Source organism: Modestobacter versicolor, assembly GCF_041028285.1.
Taxonomy (GTDB): domain Bacteria; phylum Actinomycetota; class Actinomycetes; order Mycobacteriales; family Geodermatophilaceae; genus Modestobacter; species Modestobacter versicolor_A.
In genome coordinates this window covers 264,246-281,214 of sequence record NZ_JABGDB010000002.1, presented here as the reverse complement: position 1 = coordinate 281,214, position 16,969 = coordinate 264,246, and the positions used below count along the sequence as shown (strand labels likewise).

Annotated in this window: 21 protein-coding genes and 1 tRNA gene; 14 read left to right on the top strand and 8 right to left on the bottom strand. The window is 75.2% G+C overall.

Going from position 1 to position 16,969, the window contains the following annotated elements; translation table 11 throughout:
* Positions 1-28 precede the first annotated feature (28 nt).
* The 5 genes from HL054_RS07655 to HL054_RS07635 all read left to right on the top strand — a co-directional run bounded on the left by HL054_RS07655 (position 29) and on the right by HL054_RS07635 (position 4,220).
* Positions 29-655, top strand: coding sequence for an FMN-dependent NADH-azoreductase (locus tag HL054_RS07655; RefSeq protein WP_369138291.1), 627 nt, complete (start codon positions 29-31; stop codon positions 653-655).
* A 97-nt stretch (positions 656-752) separates the two neighbouring features.
* The gene (locus HL054_RS07650) at positions 753-1,241 is read left to right on the top strand and encodes a PhzF family phenazine biosynthesis protein (RefSeq protein WP_369138289.1); all 489 of its coding nucleotides are present in this window, start codon (positions 753-755) and stop codon (positions 1,239-1,241) included.
* A complete protein-coding gene (locus HL054_RS07645) occupies positions 1,238-2,488 on the top strand; it encodes an MFS transporter (RefSeq protein WP_369138288.1) in 1,251 nt (416 codons plus the stop codon). Before HL054_RS07650 ends, HL054_RS07645 begins: the two co-directional genes overlap by 4 nt.
* A gap of 108 nt (positions 2,489-2,596) precedes the next feature.
* Positions 2,597-3,472: a CPBP family glutamic-type intramembrane protease gene (locus HL054_RS07640; RefSeq protein WP_369138287.1), complete on the top strand. Its 876-nt coding sequence runs from the start codon at positions 2,597-2,599 to the stop codon at positions 3,470-3,472.
* Between the two features lie 55 nt (positions 3,473-3,527).
* Positions 3,528-4,220, top strand: coding sequence for a haloacid dehalogenase type II (locus HL054_RS07635; protein ID WP_369138286.1), 693 nt, complete (start codon positions 3,528-3,530; stop codon positions 4,218-4,220).
* A gap of 14 nt (positions 4,221-4,234) precedes the next feature.
* Here HL054_RS07635 and HL054_RS07630 read toward each other — a convergent pair whose 3' ends face one another.
* Entirely contained in the window at positions 4,235-4,678 is a 444-nt protein-coding gene (locus HL054_RS07630) for a winged helix-turn-helix transcriptional regulator (RefSeq protein WP_369138285.1), read from the bottom strand.
* A 97-nt stretch (positions 4,679-4,775) separates the two neighbouring features.
* Between HL054_RS07630 and HL054_RS07625 the strand changes: the two genes are divergently transcribed.
* Both HL054_RS07625 and HL054_RS07620 read left to right on the top strand, forming a co-directional pair.
* Positions 4,776-6,203, top strand: a complete 1,428-nt coding sequence (locus HL054_RS07625) for an MFS transporter (protein WP_369138284.1) — start codon at positions 4,776-4,778, stop codon at positions 6,201-6,203.
* Positions 6,204-6,532: 329 nt separating this feature from the next.
* Entirely contained in the window at positions 6,533-7,303 is a 771-nt protein-coding gene (locus tag HL054_RS07620; RefSeq protein WP_369138283.1) for a DUF72 domain-containing protein, read from the top strand.
* Positions 7,304-7,773: 470 nt separating this feature from the next.
* On the opposite strand, the gene HL054_RS07615 is transcribed toward HL054_RS07620, so the two are convergent.
* Positions 7,774-7,858 (bottom strand) — tRNA-Leu (locus HL054_RS07615).
* 90 nt (positions 7,859-7,948) lie between these two features.
* Between HL054_RS07615 and HL054_RS07610 the strand changes: the two genes are divergently transcribed.
* Both HL054_RS07610 and HL054_RS07605 read left to right on the top strand, forming a co-directional pair.
* Positions 7,949-9,277, top strand: coding sequence for a M20/M25/M40 family metallo-hydrolase (locus tag HL054_RS07610; protein ID WP_369138282.1), 1,329 nt, complete (start codon positions 7,949-7,951; stop codon positions 9,275-9,277).
* 23 nt (positions 9,278-9,300) lie between these two features.
* Positions 9,301-10,092, top strand: a complete 792-nt coding sequence (locus HL054_RS07605; protein WP_369138281.1) for an SDR family oxidoreductase — start codon at positions 9,301-9,303, stop codon at positions 10,090-10,092.
* A gap of 3 nt (positions 10,093-10,095) precedes the next feature.
* On the opposite strand, the gene HL054_RS07600 is transcribed toward HL054_RS07605, so the two are convergent.
* Complete coding sequence (locus HL054_RS07600; RefSeq protein ID WP_369139079.1) at positions 10,096-10,608, bottom strand: ANTAR domain-containing protein; 513 nt, start codon at positions 10,606-10,608, stop codon at positions 10,096-10,098.
* Positions 10,571-10,753 (bottom strand): hypothetical protein, encoded by a 183-nt coding sequence (locus HL054_RS07595; protein ID WP_369138280.1) that lies wholly within the window; start codon positions 10,751-10,753, stop codon positions 10,571-10,573. The genes HL054_RS07600 and HL054_RS07595 overlap by 38 nt, the downstream gene beginning before the upstream one ends.
* A gap of 132 nt (positions 10,754-10,885) precedes the next feature.
* On the opposite strand from HL054_RS07595, the gene HL054_RS07590 reads away from it, so the two are divergent.
* Both HL054_RS07590 and HL054_RS07585 read left to right on the top strand, forming a co-directional pair.
* Positions 10,886-11,842: an NADPH:quinone oxidoreductase family protein gene (locus HL054_RS07590; protein ID WP_369138279.1), complete on the top strand. Its 957-nt coding sequence runs from the start codon at positions 10,886-10,888 to the stop codon at positions 11,840-11,842.
* Between the two features lie 120 nt (positions 11,843-11,962).
* Positions 11,963-12,835: a hypothetical protein gene (locus HL054_RS07585; RefSeq protein ID WP_369138278.1), complete on the top strand. Its 873-nt coding sequence runs from the start codon at positions 11,963-11,965 to the stop codon at positions 12,833-12,835.
* Between the two features lie 66 nt (positions 12,836-12,901).
* Here the strand turns inward: HL054_RS07585 and HL054_RS07580 are convergent, their stop codons facing one another.
* The gene (locus HL054_RS07580; protein ID WP_369138277.1) at positions 12,902-13,105 is read right to left on the bottom strand and encodes a DUF5703 family protein; all 204 of its coding nucleotides are present in this window, start codon (positions 13,103-13,105) and stop codon (positions 12,902-12,904) included.
* Between the two features lie 139 nt (positions 13,106-13,244).
* Between HL054_RS07580 and HL054_RS07575 the strand changes: the two genes are divergently transcribed.
* Positions 13,245-13,493, top strand: a complete 249-nt coding sequence (locus HL054_RS07575; RefSeq protein WP_369138276.1) for a hypothetical protein — start codon at positions 13,245-13,247, stop codon at positions 13,491-13,493.
* A 4-nt stretch (positions 13,494-13,497) separates the two neighbouring features.
* On the opposite strand, the gene HL054_RS07570 is transcribed toward HL054_RS07575, so the two are convergent.
* Complete coding sequence (locus HL054_RS07570) at positions 13,498-14,493, bottom strand: hypothetical protein (RefSeq protein ID WP_369138275.1); 996 nt, start codon at positions 14,491-14,493, stop codon at positions 13,498-13,500.
* A 90-nt stretch (positions 14,494-14,583) separates the two neighbouring features.
* Between HL054_RS07570 and HL054_RS07565 the strand changes: the two genes are divergently transcribed.
* On the top strand, positions 14,584-15,081 hold the full coding sequence (locus HL054_RS07565; RefSeq protein WP_369138274.1) for a hypothetical protein: 498 nt from the start codon (positions 14,584-14,586) through the stop codon (positions 15,079-15,081).
* An 81-nt stretch (positions 15,082-15,162) separates the two neighbouring features.
* Here the strand turns inward: HL054_RS07565 and rpsD are convergent, their stop codons facing one another.
* On the bottom strand, positions 15,163-15,768 hold the full coding sequence (gene rpsD / locus HL054_RS07560) for a 30S ribosomal protein S4 (RefSeq protein WP_369138273.1): 606 nt from the start codon (positions 15,766-15,768) through the stop codon (positions 15,163-15,165).
* Between the two features lie 67 nt (positions 15,769-15,835).
* On the opposite strand from rpsD, the gene HL054_RS07555 reads away from it, so the two are divergent.
* Entirely contained in the window at positions 15,836-16,630 is a 795-nt protein-coding gene (locus tag HL054_RS07555; RefSeq protein ID WP_369138272.1) for a DUF2470 domain-containing protein, read from the top strand.
* Positions 16,631-16,677: 47 nt separating this feature from the next.
* Here HL054_RS07555 and HL054_RS07550 read toward each other — a convergent pair whose 3' ends face one another.
* Positions 16,678-16,947 carry a GlsB/YeaQ/YmgE family stress response membrane protein gene (locus tag HL054_RS07550; RefSeq protein WP_220035803.1) on the bottom strand — a complete coding sequence of 90 codons (270 nt, stop codon included), beginning with the start codon at positions 16,945-16,947 and terminating at the stop codon, positions 16,678-16,680.
* Between the last annotated feature and the right edge of the window lie 22 nt (positions 16,948-16,969).

Here is a 16,969-nt window from a genome sequence, read left to right as displayed (position 1 = left end):
GCCGCGCGCCGAGCACCCCGGAGTCCCGATGTCCCGCCTGCTGCACGTCTCCGCGTCCCCCCGTGGCGCCCGCTCCGAGTCCCTCGCCCTCGCCGGGTCGTTCCTCCAGACCTACCGCGAGCTGCACCCCTGGCACACCGTCGACACCTACGACCTGTGGGACGGCACCCTGCCCGACTTCGGGCCGGCCGCCGCCGCGGCGAAGACGGCCGTCTTCAGCGGGGCCGCCCCCAGCGGTGCGGAGGGCGAGGCCTGGGCGCGAGCGGTCGCCACCTTCGAGCGCTTCGACTCCTACGACCGCCACCTGTTCAGCGTCCCCATGTGGAACGCCGGGATCCCGTACGTCCTCAAGCAGTTCATCGACGTCGTCAGCCAGCCCGGGCTGGCGTTCGGCTTCGACCCGGTCACCGGGTACACCGGCCTGCTGACCGGCAAGAAGGCGGCGCTGGTGCTCACCAGCGGGGTCTACGGTCCGGGCCGCCCGACGTCCTTCGGGGCGGACTTCCAGGCCCCCTACCTGCGGGACTGGCTGCAGTGGGCCGGGGTCGCCGACGTCGGGGAGGTCCACTTCCGGCCCACCCTCGCCACCGCGGACCCCGACGCCGCGCGGACCCTGGCCCACGCGGCGGCGCGCCAGCTGGCGACGACGTTCTGACCGGCGCCCCGCGTCCCGCGACAGCGCCGTGACAGCGCGGTCGGGCCCACTGGCACCCGACGGCGACCACCGCCGCGGTCCCGGAACAGGAGCCAGGATGTCCAACACCCCGGGCGTCGCCCGCCCCGGCCGGCGCACCGTGCAGCAGGTCGAGGTCCTCCGGTACGCCGCCTTCAGCACCGACCCCACGAAGGTCAACCCCGCCGGCGTGGTCCTCGACGCGACGGGTCTCACGCCGGAGCAGATGCGCGCGGTCGCAGCCGAGGTCGGCTGCTCGGAGACCGCCTCCCTGTTGCCGGGGGACGACCCCGGCCCGGCGCGGGTGCGGTACTGGAGCCCGCTGGCCGAGGTCAGCTCCCCCTTCCCGCCCGGCGGCGTGGTCGAGGACCCGGCGACCGGTGCCGCGGTCGCTGCCCTCGGCGGGTACCTCCGCGAGGGAGGACACGTGGCGCTCCCCGCGGTCGTCACCGTGCTGCAGGGCGCGGACATGGGCCGGCCCAGCGTCCTGACCGTCGGCATCCCAGGCGACCCCGCCGAGGGCATCGGGGTGACCGGGCACGCCGTCGCGCTGCCGGTGGCGCCGTGACGGGTCGGGCGGACCCGGTCGCCGCCCGGTCCGGTCCGGCCGTCCCCGCCGGCACCCGGCGGCCGTCGTCGCCGCGCCGGCTGCTGGTGCTCGCGGTGCTGCTCACCGCGCTGAACCTCCGCACGGCCGCCTCGGGCATCGGCCCGCTGCTGGCCGAGGTCCGGGACGGGGTGGGGATGTCCCCGGCGCTGGCGGGCGTGCTCACCGGTCTGCCGCTGCTGTGCTTCGCCGCCGCGGGGCCGCTGGCGCCGGCGCTGGCCCGGCGGGCGGGTCTCGACCGGGCCCTGGTCCTCGCGCTGCTGCTGGTGACCGCCGGGTCGTCGCTGCGCGCGGTCGCCGGGACCGCTGCGCCGTTCCTGGTGTGCAGCGCACTGGCGTTCGTCGGCGTGGCGCTGGGCAACGTGCTGCTGCCCGTCGTGGTGACGACCCACTTCCCCGACCGGGTCGGGCTGGTGACGGCTGCGTACGCCACGGCGCTGGCCCTCGGCGCGAGCCTGGCCGCGGCCGGTGCCGTCCCGCTGGCCCGGCTGGCGGGGGGCGGGGACGCCGCCTCGGGCTGGCGGGCCGCCCTCGCCGCCTGGGCGGTCCCGGCGGCGCTCGGCGTCGTCGCGTGGCAGCTCGTGCGGCAGCAGCGACGGCGCAGACGGGACACCGCCCTGACCCCGCGGCCCGTCCCGACGGCACCCGTCCGACTGGACCCGCGCCTGCGCTGGGGCCTGGCCGTCTTCTTCGGGGCCCAGGCGCTGCAGGCCTTCGTCGGCATGGGCTGGTTCGCGCAGTTCTTCCGGGACGCCGGGGCGTCGGCGCAGCAGGCGGGCGCCCTGGTCGCCCTCGTCGCCGCGCTGTCCGTCCCGGTGTCGATGGCCGTGCCGGTGCTCGCAGCCCGGCTGCCCTCACCCCGGCCGCTCGTCGTCGGCGTCGTGGCGGCCTCGCTCGCCGCCTACGCCGGGATGCTGGTCGCCCCCTCGGGGGGTGCCTGGGTGTGGGCCGGCCTGCTCGGCCTGGGCTCGGGGGCGTTCCCCCTGGCGCTGTTCCTGGTGGGGCTGCGGTCGGCCACCCCGGCGGAGACGGCAGCGCTGTCGTCGTCGACCCAGGGCCTCGGCTACGCCCTCGCCTCGGTCGGGCCGGTGCTGGTCGGCCGGCTGCACGGCACAGGGGGGTCGTCGTCCCTGCTGGTCGTCCTGGTGGCTGCCGCTGCCGTGCAGCTGGGCGCCGGTCTCCTCGTCTGCCGGCCGGTGCGCGGCTGAGCCCTGCGGACGACGGACCGGCGCGTGCAAGCGGCGTCACAGGGCCGTGAAAGTGCCGGTGGACACGCTCCAGGCGTCCTCCCCACCCGACACCGGAGAGAGCCCGCCATGCACGCCACGCTCCCCACCGTCGATCCCACCCCGGCCCGCGTCCGCGGGCTCACCGGGTGGATCGCGCGGCACCCCCTCGCCGCCTTCCTCGCCTGGCTGTACACCGTCGGCCAGGCCATCGCGTTCGTCCCCGTCCTCACCGACCCACCGGTCCCGGACCAGCTCTTCCTCGTCGCCACGTCCGTGGTCGGCGTCTTCCTGCCCGCGCTCGCGGTCACCTGGGTCGCCGACGGCCGGGACGCCGCGCTCCGGTTCCTGCGCAGCCTCCTCCGGTGGCACGTCGCCCTGCGCTGGTACCTCGTCGCGATCGCCGTCGTCCCCCTCGTCGCGGTCGGGCTGGCGGTGCTGCTGCTCGGTGCCCCGCCCGCCTCGTCGGCGTCCGTGCTGCTCGACGCCCTGCTGGCCGGGTTCGCGCTGTCGTTCCTGCTGACCCTGGTGCCGAACAACTGGGTGGAGGAGGCGGCGTGGACCGGGTTCGCCCAGGCCCGGCTGCAGCGCACCCACGCGCCGGCGGTGGCCGCGCTGGCGATCGCACCGCTGTTCGCGCTGCAGCACGTGTCGCTGGCCGTCGGCAACTGGGCAGCCCTCGTGCTGCTCGCCGTCCTGGCCGTCCCGTTCCGGATGGTCACCGGCTGGCTCTGGAACAGCACCGGCAGCCTGCTCCTGCTGGGCCTCCTGCACGCGGCCGGCAACGCCGCCGGCCCGGGCAGCGGCTTCACCGACGGCTTCCTGCGCCGGCTGTACCCCGACGACGCGAGCACCGCCGGCCTCCTGCACCTGCTGGCCTTCGCGCTGGTCGGGCTGGTCGTCCTCGTCGCCACCCGGGGCCGCCTCGGTCACCCCACGGCGCGACCACCGCGGTCGACGACCTGAGCGTGACCGTGCGGCCGGGGTCGGTCTGCTCCTCCCGGCCCGCTTGGATGGGCCCATGACCTCCGCAGCCGGGACGACGACGCTGGTGTTCGACGTGCTGGGCACCCTCCTCGACGAGGACGCCGGGCACCTGCGCGCCGTGCGGGAGCTGGGCGCGGAGGTCGACGCCACCGCCTTCGTGCAGCGGTGGCAGGAGCTGTTCCGGGACGCCGTGGCGGAGGTGCGCGCCGGACGTCGTCCCTATGCCACGACCGAGGCCCTGCACGCCGAGGCGGTCGCCGTGGTGGGGGCCGAGGCGGGGGTCCCGCTGACCGACGGGCAGGTGGAGCGGATCGCGACCGCCGGCCGCCGGCTCGACCCCTTCCCGGAGGTGGTGGCGACCCTCGGCGAGCTGAGCCGGTCCGTCGCCCTCGTCGCGCTCACCAACGCCGGTACCGCGCAGGCCTTCGCGATGTCGGCGCACGCGGGGCTCCGCTGGACGACGCTGGTCTCCGGCGAGGCGGTGCAGGCGTTCAAGCCCGACCCACGGATGTACCGGCACGCGCTGACCACGCTCGAGCTGGACCCGGCCGAGTGCCTGTTCGTCGCCGCCCACCCGTGGGACCTGGACGCGGCCGCGGCGCACGGGATGCGCACCGGCTACGTCGACCGCACCGGCAGCGCGCCCGCGGAGCTGGCCGACCTCGCCCGGCGCTTCGACCTCGTCGCCACCGACCTGGCCGACCTGGCGGTGCAGCTGGCGGGCTGACCGGGGCCCGCCGGTCAGCCGCCGGTGGGGGACCGGCGGACCGTCTCCGCCGGGTCGACGACCTCCCCGCAGGCCCGGCAGGTGACCTCCGGGACCAGCTGGTGACCGCAGTGGTGGTCGAGCACCAGGGGTGGGCCGTCGGGACCGGCGAGGTGCTCGTCGCCCCAGCGGAGCAGGGTGAGGACGACCGGGTAGAGCTCACGCCCGGCCGCGGTGAGCTCGTACTCGAAGCGCTGCGGGTGGTCGCTGTACCGGGACCGCTGCAGGACGCCGGCGTCGACCAGGGTGCGGAGCCGGGCAGCCAGCGTGTCCCGCGGGGCACCGGTGCGCCGCACCATCCCGTCGAACCGGCGGTTGCCGAGGAACACCTCGCGGACGACCAGCAGCGCCCACTTCTCGCCCACGACGTCGAGGGTGCGCGCGATGGAGCAGGCGCGGGGACCCTCCGGTGCGGCCATGCCCCCACCCTAGCCGGGTGGGTCCGACATCTGGACGGACCCGGTCGCGCGAGGCTACGGTGCGTCCAGCATCCGGACCGACCCGTGGGGGCCGTGCATGGCGGTTGACGAGCGGTCGCCGTCCCCGGTCGTCCCCGGGGCCGGCCCGGGCGGGGGGACGGCGGCGGTCGTCGGGGTGCTGTCCATCGCGGTCTTCATGTCCAGCCTGGACCTGTTCATCGTCAACCTGGCCTTCCCCTCCATCGGGGAGGAGTACGCCGGCGCCGAGCTGGGCGCGCTGTCCTGGGTCCTCAACGCCTACACGATCGTGTTCGCCGCGGTGCTGGTCCCGGCCGGGCGGTGGGCCGACCGGGTCGGCCGCCGGCGCGCGCTCGTCGCCGGGCTGGCCGTGTTCACCGTCGGCTCGCTGCTCTGCGGCACGGCGCCCGGGGTGGGCTGGCTCGTGGCGGCCCGGGCGGTGCAGGCGGTCGGCGCGGGCGTCATGGTGCCGGCGTCCCTGTCGCTGCTGCTGGCCGTGGTCCCACCGGAGCGCCGCGCCCGCGCGCTGGGGTCGTGGTCGGCGCTCGGCGCCCTGGGTGCGGCGCTCGGGCCGGTGATCGGCGGGGCGCTGGTCGAGATCGGCTGGCGCTGGGTCTTCTGGGTGAACCTGCCGGTGGGGGTGGTGGCGGTCGTCCTGGCCCTGCGCCTGGTACCGGAGAGCCGGGACCTGACGCGGAGGAGCCGGCCCGACCTGTTCGGTGCGCTGCTCCTCGCCCTCGCCGTCGGCCTGGTCGCCGCGGCGCTGGTCGAGGCGCCCGACTGGGGCTGGACGTCGCGCGGGACGCTGGGCCTGCTGGTCGCCGCGGTCCTGTGCGCCGCAGCGCTCGTGGTGCGCTCGGCCGGCCACCCCGCCCCGGTGCTCGCGCCCGGCCTGTTACGTTCCCGGTCCTTCTCCGGGGCCGGTGCGGCGTCGGTGCTCTACTACGCGGCCTTCGGCGCGTTCCTGCTCAACACCGTCGAGTTCCTCACCCAGGTCTGGCGGTTCACGCCGCTGGAGGCGGGGCTGGCCATCGCCCCGGGACCGCTGATGGTGCTGCCGTTCGCCCGGCTGGTGGCACCCCGGCTGATCCCGCTGCTGGGTGGGGTGGGGCGCGTCGCCGCCCTGGGCTGTGGCCTCGGCGCCGTCGGGCAGGGGGTGTGGCTGCTGCTCCTCCAGGCGGAGCCGGCCTACGCGACCCACCTGCTGCCGGCCCAGCTGATCGGCGGGGCCGGGGTGGGGCTGGCGATCCCGTCGCTGCTGGGAGCCGGCAGCGCGGGCCTGCCCGCCGCGGACCTGGGCACCGGCAGCGGCGTCCTCAACATGGCCAGGCAGGTGGGCACCGTGCTGGGCGTGGCCGCGCTCGTCGCGGCGCTGACGGTCCCGGCGCCGGACCCGCTCACCGCGCTCCGGCACGGGATCGCCCTGACGATCGCCTTCTTCGCCGCGGCGGCGGTCGTCTGCCTCGCCGTCCTGGTCCGGCCCGCCCGGCCGCCCGTCCGCCGGTGAGGGCGTTCGTCGTCGAGCGGTACGGCTGAGCTGCCCGGACGCCGGACCCGGGCCCATGGAGCGACCGCGGATGCGCAGTGCTGAGGAGGACGAAGAAGCTCCCTCGTTCCAGACCAGCAGGAACGAGGGACCTTCGTGGTGTTCGAGGGGCGACACGCACACGCACACGGTTGCGGCCGGTCAGGCCGCGCAGTCGATGATCACGTCAGCCGTGCACGTCACATCTGTGGGAGATGCGGCGACGTGGACCAGGGACTCGGCCGGCTGGAACCGGCTGGGAACGCTGGCGTCCATCTTCCGAGACGGGGAGGACTGACCGGTCACGTCACGTGCTGCCGCGGCAGTCCCGTGCGGGTCAAGTCGACACGGCTGGGAAGGATGAGCGCGTGGGCGTTCGAGTAGGGCTGTGTGGTTGGACCGTCTCGCAGTCGGCGTATGTCCGCCGCTTCCCGGTCGTCGAGGTACAGCAGACGTTCTACGACCCGCCAGCGCTCGCCGTGCTGGCGCGTTGGCGGACTCAGGTGCCGACCAGCTTCGAGTTCACCATCAAGGCCTGGCAGGTCGTGACACACGAGTCCAACAGCCCCACCTACCGGCGGCTGAAGCGCCCGCTGCCCGAGAGCGCGCTCGGCCAGATCGGTGGCTTCCGGACGACGGCTCCGGTCCTGGCGGGCTGGCAGCGCACCCTGGAGTGCGCCCGCGTGCTGCGGGCCACCGCCGTTCTGCTCCAGTGCCCGGCGAGCTTCCGCCCGTCGGAGGAGAACGTCGGACGGCTGCGCAAGTTCGTATCGCAGGTCGACCGGCCGGCCGGTCGGCTCTTGTGGGAGCCGCGTGGTCCGTGGCCTACGCCTCTGCTCACGGAGCTCTGTGCCGAGTTGGACCTCGTCCACGTGGTCGACCCGATGCAGACCGAGACCGTGACGCCGGGGCGGACCTACTACCGGCTGCACGGCACCACAGGATCGCGACACGTCCACACCGATGACGAGCTGCGCCGGCTGCGAGACCTGGTCGACGGCCGGCCGTCCCCGTACGTCATGTTCAACAACCTGCCCCGCGCAGGCGACGCAGCGCGGTTCCGCGACCTGCTCGAGCTGTGAAGCCTCGAAGGCTGGCCCGTTGACACCGTCCTCTCGGACGCTGAGCCGGACACCATCCCCGCTGACGAGGCGGCGACGCCCGTCACATCGGTGTGACGGGCCCCTTGTGGCCTTCGAGCGAAACGCCCCGCTCTGACCTGGAGGGACGCTGGGGTGATGCTGTGTCCGAGGGGGACCTCACCCGACTGCCCGACTGCGACCACCGTTGAGGTCGACGCCGCTGAGGCTCACTACAAGCGGGCGCTGCTCACCCGGCAGTACGGCCTCAGCCGGAACCAGCAGGCAGTGCTCCGGTGGATCGTCGCGATGGACCGGAGCTCCGCCCACCGCGAGAACCGCCCGACGCGCACTGCCCGACAGCCCCAGGGCACGGCCCGATGCCGAGCCGGGCTGCCAAGAGGTGTGGCGCGCTGCAGCCGATCCTGAACGACAGAGCCCCCACGGTCAGTGACCGTGGGGGCGCTCTGCTGTGTCCGAGGGGGGACTTGAACCCCCACGCCCGATAAAGGGCACTAGCACCTCAAGCTAGCGCGTCTGCCATTCCGCCACCCGGACGAGGTGTGCCGCCCTCCGCGGAGGGCCGTGGACGAGCATAACCGAGGCTCCCGGCGGCCCGGGACAGGGGCCGGTGGCAGGATCGGTGGCATGTCGCAGCCCAGCCCCACCCCGCTCGCCGGTGCCCAGGCCGAGGTCGCCGAACTGCTGTCGGACCTCATCCGGATCGACACCACGAACACCGGCGACACGGCCACCAGCGCCGGGGAGCGGGTCGCGGCGGAGTGGGTCGCCGGCAAGCTCGACGAGGTCGGGATCAGCAGCGTCATCCACGAGTCCGAGCCCGGCCGCGCCAGCCTGGTCGCCCGGATCGAGGGCACCGACCGGGACCGGCCCGCGCTGCTCGTGCACGGCCACCTGGACGTCGTCCCCGCCGACCCGGCCGAGTGGAGCGTGCACCCCTTCAGCGGCGAGGAGCGCGACGGCTACGTCTGGGGCCGTGGCGCCGTCGACATGAAGGACATGGACGCGATGACCCTGGCGCTGGTCCGCGACTGGGCCCGCACCGGCGTCAAGCCGGCCCGGGACATCGTGCTGGCCTTCGTCGCCGACGAGGAGGCCGGCGGCCGCAAGGGCGCCCACTTCCTGGTCGACTCCCACGCCGACCTCTTCGAGGGCTGCACCGAGGCGATCAGCGAGGTCGGCGGGTTCAGCATCACCGTCCGCGACGACCTGCGCCTCTACCTGGTGCAGACCGCCGAGAAGGGCCTGGCCTGGATGAAGCTGACCGCCGCCGGCCGGCCCGGCCACGGCTCGTTCGTGCACGACGACAACGCGGTCACCCGGCTGGCCCAGGCGGTCTCCCGGATCGGCTCCAGCCGGATGCCCACCGTGCTCACCCCGCCGATGCGCCAGTTCCTCGCCGAGGTGGGCGACGCCTACGGCATCGAGATCGACCCGGACGAGCCGGAGGCCGCGCTCGCCCGGCTGGGCAGCATCAGCCGGATGATCGGCGCGGCGCTGCGCAACACCGCCAACCCCACGATGCTCGACGCCGGCTACAAGGCCAACGTCATCCCCGGCACCGCCAGCGCCACCATCGACGGCCGCTTCCTGTACGGCCAGGAGGCCGAGTTCGAGAAGCAGCTCGACGAGCTGGTGGGGGAGGGCGTCACCCGCGAGTGGATCACTTACGACCAGGCGGTCGAGACGACGTTCGACGGGCCGACGGTCGACCTCATGGTCGAGGCGCTGAAGGCCGAGGACCCCGGTGCCCGCGCCGTCCCGTTCACCATGAGCGGGGGCACCGACGCCAAGAGCTTCGAGACCCTCGGCATGCGCTGCTTCGGCTTCTCCCCGCTGCGGCTGCCGGCCGACCTGGACTTCGCCTCGCTCTTCCACGGCATCGACGAGCGGATCGCCGTCGACTCGCTGCACTTCGGCATCCGGGTGCTCGACCGGTTCCTGCGCCAGGCCTGAGCGGGGCGTGGTGTGATGCCGGGGTGGCCATCACCCCGGGCAGCGTCGCCCTGATCACCGGCGGGGCCGGCGGCTTCGGCCGAGCCCTCGCCACCCTGCTGCGCGGCCGGGAGGTGACCGTCGTCCTCGCCGACCTCGACACCCCCGCCAACCGGGACGTGGCCGCGGGGCTGGGCGCGCACTTCGCCGGCCTCGACGTCACCGACCGGGCGGCCAACGCCGCCGTCGTCGCCGGGGTCGAGGCCGACCACGGCCGGCTGGACGTCGCCTTCCTCAACGCCGGCATCGCCGGGAACAGCCGCGACGCCCTGGACGTGGACGAGTTCCTGCGGGTCGTCGACGTCGACCTCTTCGGCGTCGTCTACGGCACCGAGGCCGCGCTGCCGGCCCTGCGCCGGGCCGGGGGTGGCTCGATCGTGGTGACGGCGTCGCTGGCCGGGCTCGCACCGGTGGCCACCGACCCCGGCTACAGCGTGGCCAAGGGCGGTGCCATCGCCCTGGTCCGCTCGCTGGCCCCGCGGCTGGTCGGCGACGGGATCACGATGAGCGCGATCTGCCCGGGCTTCGCCGACACCGCGATCATCGACCCGCTGCGCGCGGAGTTCGCCGCCGCCGACTTCCCGGTGCTGTCGGCCACGGAGGTCGCCGAGGCGATGCTGGCGGCCTGGGACGGTGCGGAGCCGGGCGCGGCCTACGTCGTGCAGCCCGGCGTCGGCGCGGTCCCGTACCGGTTCAAGGGCGTGCCGGCCGCCCGGACGGCGAGCGGCGAGACCGCCGTCGTCCCGCAGGCGCTGCTGCCCCCGCCGGCCGGCTGACGGTCAGGAGTCGAGCGCCCCGGTGTGCACGATGGCGTCGGCCAGCGTGATCACCTTCCGGTTGGTGTGCTGACTGGTCTCGGTGAGCCACTGCCCGGCCTGCTGCTCGGTCCGGTCGGTCCGGGCCATGACGATGCCGATCGCCGTGGTGATGGTGCGGTTGGTGACCAGGGCGCGTTCCAGGTGGGCGGCCCGGTCCTCCGCCGCGGTGCGGGCGGACACCGCGGCGTCCACCGCGGCCGCGTCCCGATCCCGGGCCGCGGCGACGGTGACCAGGTCGGCGGCGAGCCCGAGGACGAACAGCTCCGGCTGCTCGAAGGCCGGCCGGGTGCGGCTGCCCACCGACAACGTGCCGAGCACCCGGTCGCGGGTGCCCAGCGGGAAGCTGGCGTAGGCGGTGACCCCCAGCTCACGGGCGTGGGAGAGCCGCTCGTCGGGGTCGGCGTCCACCCGGGCATGGACCTCGGGGCGGGCACGCTCAACGACCCGGCCGCAGACCGCCGCACCGACCGGCAGCTGCAGCAGCGTGGGCCAGCCCGAACGGCCGGGACAGCTCCTCGACCAGCCCGGTGACCAGGGCCGTGGAGTCGGCGCCGCGCGCCAGGTTGGTGCCGAGGCGGCGGACGGTGTCGAGGGCCGGGACGCCGGCGGTGGAGCTCACGGGCAAGGCCCCCGGGACGTGCGGGTGCCGTCCTGCCGGCGTCCGTCGTGCCCGGTGCGACCCGCGACGGGCGCTCCGTTGTCCCACCACCCGGGTGACCCGCGTCACCGTCCCTCTGGCACTGTCCAGGGCATGCGCGCATGGCGAGTCCACTCCCTCGGCAACCCGGCCGAGGTCATGTCCCTCGACGAGGTCGACGAGCCGACGCCGGACGACGGCCAGCTGCTGGTGCAGGTGCGGGCCGCGGGGCTGAACTTCCCCGACGTGCTGATGACCCTGGGCCAGTACCAGGAGAAGCCGCCGCTGCCGTTCACCCCCGGCGTCGAGCTGTGCGGCACGGTCGTGGAGACCGGCCAGCGGGTGCTCGGCTCGCCGTCCGGTGGCCCGGGCGCCTTCGCCGAGTACGCGCTGGTCGACGCGGACGCCGCCTGGCCGGTGCCCGACAGCATGTCCGACGAGCAGGCCGCGTCGCTCTACCTGACCTACCAGACCGGGCACGTCGGGCTGCACCGGCGGGCGGCGCTGCAGGCGGGGGAGTGGCTGCTGGTGCACGCCGGGGCCGGGGGCGTGGGGTCGGCGGCGATCCAGCTCGGCAAGGCGGCCGGTGCGAAGGTGATCGCCACCGCCGGCGGGGAGCGGAAGACCGCCGTCTGCCGCGACCTCGGCGCCGACCACGTCATCGACTACACCGCGCAGGACTTCGTGCCGCTGGTCAAGGAGATCACCGGGGGCCACGGCGCCGACGTCGTCTACGACCCGGTGGGCGGCGAGGTGTTCGACAAGTCGCGCCGGTGCGTCGCCTTCGAGGGGCGGATCGTCGTCGTCGGCTTCACCAGCGGCACCATCCCGCAGGCGCCGGCCAACCACGCGCTGGTGAAGAACTACAGCATCGTCGGGCTGCACTGGGGGCTGTACCGCAAGCACGAGCCCGCGCTGATCGGGCAGGTGCACGCCGAGCTGTGCCGGCTGTTCGAAGCCGGGGCCATCTCCCCGCTCGTGGGGTCGACGATGCCGCTGCCCCAGCTGCCCGCCGCGATGGCGGCAATCGCCGACCGCAGCACCGTCGGCAAGGTCGTGTTGACTCCTTGAGTGGGCGGGAGTGCGCAGTCGACGGGGTGTCCTGACGGCGGACACCCCGTCGACTGCGCAATGACAGCGGCCTGTGGACGACGCCGGCGCCGGACCGCCGCGGTCGGGCACGGTGCTGCGGTGCCTCCGCCGCCCGCCACACCCGCCGCGCTGCGAACCGGCGTCTTCCGCGGCTCGGCCGCCGTCCGGGCCGGCCTGCTGACCCGGGACCAGCTGCGCAGCTCGCCCTGGCGGGCCCTCTACCGCGACGCCTACGTGCACCGCGACGTCCACGTCGACCACCGGGTGCGCACCGAGGCGGCCGCGCTGCTGGTGCCCGGCGCGGTGGTCACCGGCGGGAGCGCGGCCGTGCTCTGGGGCGTGCCGCTGGTCGGTGAGGCGGACCCGGTGGAGCTGACCCTGCCGCCCGGCTCGGGGCAGGTGCGCATCGCCGGCGTCCGGGTGCGCCGGCGCACACTGCTCGCCGCCGACGTGGTCGACCGCCCACGGCTCCGGCTGACCACCCCGGAGGCGACCGCGGTCGACCTGGCCGCGGCCCTGCCGGGCGACGAGGGCGTCGTCGCCGTCGACCGGTTGATCGGCACGGGCCGGACGGACCTGGCGCTCGTGTGTGCGACCGCCGCCGGCCGGACCGGCCCGGGGTCCCGACGGGCGCGGACCGTCTGCGCGCTGGCCGACGGCCTGGCCGGGTCGCCGCAGGAGACCCGGCTGCGGCTGGTGCTCGTCCGCAGCAGGCTGCCGGCCCCGGTCGCGCAGCACCGGGTCACCGTCGGTGGGCGGTTCGTGGCCCGGGTCGACTTCGGCTGGCCCGCGCAGCGGCTGGCGCTGGAGTACGACGGGCTGTGGCACGCCGAGCACGGCCAGTTCGTGCGGGACCGGGAGCGGCTCAACCGGCTCACCGCGGCCGGCTGGCGGGTGGTCTTCGCGACCGCCGCCGACGTGCACCGGCCCGGCCGTCTGCTGGCGCAGCTGGCCGCCGAGCTGGCCCGGTGACCGGCACTGCGCAGTCCGCGGGGTGACCTTGCTACCGGACGCCCCGACGAGTGCGCAGCGGCTGCCTCAGACCGAGGGGCGGGGGAGGTAGGACAGCCGTAGCCGGCGCCGCATGAGGATCTTGCGGGTGCCGTCGGCGTGCAGCTGCAGGCGGGCCAGCTCCCAGCCGCCGGCATCGGACTGCATGCTCATCAGCTGCGCGGCCGCCGAGCGCGAGGTGCCGACGGGGATGCGCAACGGGGCGTACTCGTACTCGCCGGCTGCTGACACGCGCTCGATTGTGCCCGCCGGACGCCGTCCGGTCACGTGCTGGCCGTCATCTCGTCACCGTCGGGGGTGTCAGCGGCCGGGTACCGGGGCAGGCTGGGACTGACCGGGAACCCGGCGCAGCACCGAGGAGGAGCACCCCGTGACCGAAGCGAGCGACGCCGACCGCCAGGAACAGCAGCGGCTGGCCACCCCGCCCGTCCCCGAACTGGCCGACGAGGCCGACCCGCCGGCCGACGACGTCCCCGAGGCCGACGGCATCGAGCAGCAGCTGTCCGCGGTCCCGGGCAGCACCGGTGGCCTCCGCGCCGGCTCGCCGGAGGCCGACGAGGCCGACGTGCTGGAGCAGCAGGCCGCGGTGCCCGCCGACGAGGACGACGTCCGGGACTGACCGCTCAGGGGTCGACGAGCTGCAGCTGCCCGGTGGTGCGGCTGCCGACGAAGACCCGGCCGGTGCCCGGGTCGACCGCGACCGTGTTGGGCTGGCGGACCGTCGGCAGCCGGGCGACCTCGGTGAGCTGCTCGCACGCCGTGGACAGCGCGACCACCTCGTTGGTGCCGGTCAGCGTCACCCACAGCAGCTGGTCGGTGCCGTCGTAGGTCAGGCCGTAGGGCTGTCCGGCCAGCGGCAGGGACGCCACCTGCTCCAGCGGGTCGGCGCTGAAGGCGAGCACGGCGTCGCCCCGGGTGTCGGCGACCAGGAAGCGACCCCGGCCGTCGGCCACCAGGTGGGTGGGCCCGTCGCCGGCGTCCACGACGTCGAGCAGCTCGCCGGCCGGCACGTCGTAGGTGGTCAGGCTGAATGCGCCGACGTCGACCACGCCTGCGACGTCGCCGACGACCGCGACGCCGCCCGGCTGGGTCTGGCTGGTCAGGGTCGTGGTCACCTCGCCGTCCTCGACGACCGACAGCGTGCCGCCCATCTCGTCGCCGACGAGCACCTGGCCGCTGGCGACCCGGGCGGCGTCGTGCGGGTAGTCGCCGACCGGGGTCTCCCGCACCGCGCCGTCGGGCAGGAACACCTCGACCAGGCTGTTGGAGTCCTCCGCGGGCACCAGCACCGGCCCACCGGGGGCGGCCAGCTGCAGGTGCCGGGCGTGCCCGGGCAGCGGGACCTCGCGCACGGTCGCGCCGTCCCGGTCGAGCAGCAGCAACCGGTCAGGGTCGCGGACCGCGACGGCCAGCAGCCCGGTGACCGGGTCGAACACCATGCCCTCGGCGTCGGGGTCCAGCGGGACGACGCTGCCGGCCGGGTCCGTGGTCAGCTCGGGGGAGTCGGCCGGTTCGGCCGCCTTCGCCGGCGCCGGGTCGGCGGGTGGTCCGGTGGACGAGCAACCGGCCAGCGCCAGGGACAGGGGCAGCAGGACGGCGGCGCACCGAGCACGGGACATGCCTCGATGGTCGGCCACACCCGGTCTTCGTGCCGGGGGCCGCGATCGGATGGGTCGCGCTCCGACCGGACGGCGATCATGATCATCGGCGTGTCCGCCGCCTGGGTCGTGATCGCAGTGCTGCTGGTCGGCCTGCCGTTGGCCGCCTGGTGGGTCGGCGGCCGCAGCGCCTTCTGGAGCCGGGCCGAGGCGCGTCAGGTCCCCGACGTGCACCGGGAGATGGTCCGCCGGCACGCGTTGCGCCCAGCGGAGGCCGCCCGGGTCGAGGCAGCGGTCACCTGGGGCCGAGAGCTGGAGGAGCCGCGGCTGCGGGCCGCGGTCGTCGACTGGGCGGAGGCACGCCGCGCCGAGCTCGTCCGGTGGAGCCTCGACCACCCTCGGGCGGCGGCCCTGCGGGTGTGGGTCCTCGGCCTGTGGGCCACGCTCACCGTGGCCGCCCTCGTGTTCGCTGTCGTCGGCAACCGGTGGGGCGACGTCCCGTGGGTGGGCGCCGTCTGGTGGTGCGCCGGACCGGTCGCCGGGCTCTTCCAGCGTCGAGCGCTGCGGCGTGCGGTGGAGCTCAACAGCGACCCGGTCCCCCCGGCCTGAGCGGCTCCTGCGGTGGTCCGCACGCTCCCGCGGTGCTGCACGGGCGCAGGAGCGCGGGCAGCACCGCAGGAGCGGGGCGGGTCAGCGGGAGTAGTACTCCACGACCAGCTGCTCCTCGCAGATCACCGGCACCTCGTCGCGCCGCGGCCGCCGGGCCACGACGCAGCGCAGGTCGGCCAGCCGCACCTCGAGGTACGCCGGCGCTGCGGCGTGCGCGCCCGAGGCGGCCACCTGGAACGGCGGCTTGGCCTTGCTGCGCTCGGCGATCTCGACGACGTCGTAGGGCTGCACCTGGTAGCTGGGCCGGTCGACCCGCTTGCCGTTCACCGTGACGTGCTGGTGGCTCACCACCTGGCGGGCCTGGTAGATGGTCCGGGCGAACCCGGCGCGCAGCACCGTCGCGTCCAGCCGCGCCTCGAGCTGGTGGGTGATCAGCTCCTCGCCGGTCTTCCCGCCGCTGCGCCGGGCCCGGTCGAAGGCGGACCGCAGCTGCGTCTCGCTGATGTCGTACTGCGCGCGCAGCCGCTGCTTCTCCATCAGCCGCGTCTTGTAGTCGCTGGTGTTCTTGCGCTTGCGACCGTGCTCACCGGGCGGGTACGGGCGCCGCTCGAAGTAGCGGACGTCCTTGGGGGTGAGCGGGATGCCCAGCGCGCGACTGCGCCGGACCTTGGGGCGGGAGTTGTTCACACGGTCCTCCGGGTTCGGTTAGGCTCACCTTACCCGTCCCCGCGACGCCCTGACCACGAGGTGCCCCATGACACGTCCGTCCCGCCCCGCCGTCCCCGGGCCCCCCGCCGACGCCGTCCGGCCGTCGTCCGCCGAGCGGGCGCGCACCGTGGCCGCCCGCCCCGCGGCCGCCGTCTGCGCCGCCGGCATCGACGGCAGCCGGGTGCTCGGGCACGCGACGACGGACGACGGGCAGGTGCTGCTGGTCGTCCCCACCGACGGCGAGGTGTGCACCGCCGTCAGGCACTCCGCCGACGGCGACCTGGCCGCGCTGCTGATGGTCACCGACCACGCGCCGGTGCAGCTGCGCGAGCCCGTCCGCGCCCAGGCGTGGCTGTCCGGCTGGCTCACCCCGGTGCGCCCGGAGCACGAGCGGGCCGCCGCGCTCGCCTTCGCCGACGTGGCGCCGGTCGCGGCCCTGCTCGACCTGGGGGAGGGGACGACGCTGCTGCGGCTGGACCTGGCCGAGGTGGTGCTGGGGGAGTGCGGCACGGTCACCGAGGTGACGCCGGAGGACTACGTGGCGGCCCGGCCCGACCCGCTCGCCGCGGTGGAGGCGCACGCCCTGCAGCACCTGGACGAGGCGCACCCGGAGGAGCTGGCGCTGCTGCGCTCGCGGGTGCCCCGCCGCTGGCTGGCCGACGGCGGCGTGGTGCGACCGCTGGGGCTGGACCGCTGCGGCTTCCGGCTGCGCATCGAGCAGCGGTCCGGTCACCGCGACGTCCGGGTGCCCTTCCCCGAGCCGGTGTCGACCGCCGACGAGCTCGGCCGGGCCGTGCACCAGGTGATGTGTGCCGTCAGGCAGGACTGCCCGGGGCGCTGACCGGTCAGGTCGGCGCCCCGGGCAGGGGGAGTGCTGTGGTCAGCTGGTCAGCGGACCGAGCGCCGCCGGCCACCGGAGGCGCCCTCGGCGACACCGATGAGCAGCACGGCCGCGATGATCGCGACGACGGCGCCCAGGATGTTCAGCTCGAAGAAGTCACCCGTGCCGAAGAACTTGGCGACGACGCCACCGATCAGCGAGCCGACGACACCGAGCAGCAGGGTGGCCACCAGGCTGAGGTTCTGCTTGCCGGGCTTGATGAGGCGCGCGAGCGCCCCGACGACGAGGCCGAAGACGAGGAATCCGATGATGCCCATGGCAGCGTCGTTTCCCTCAAGA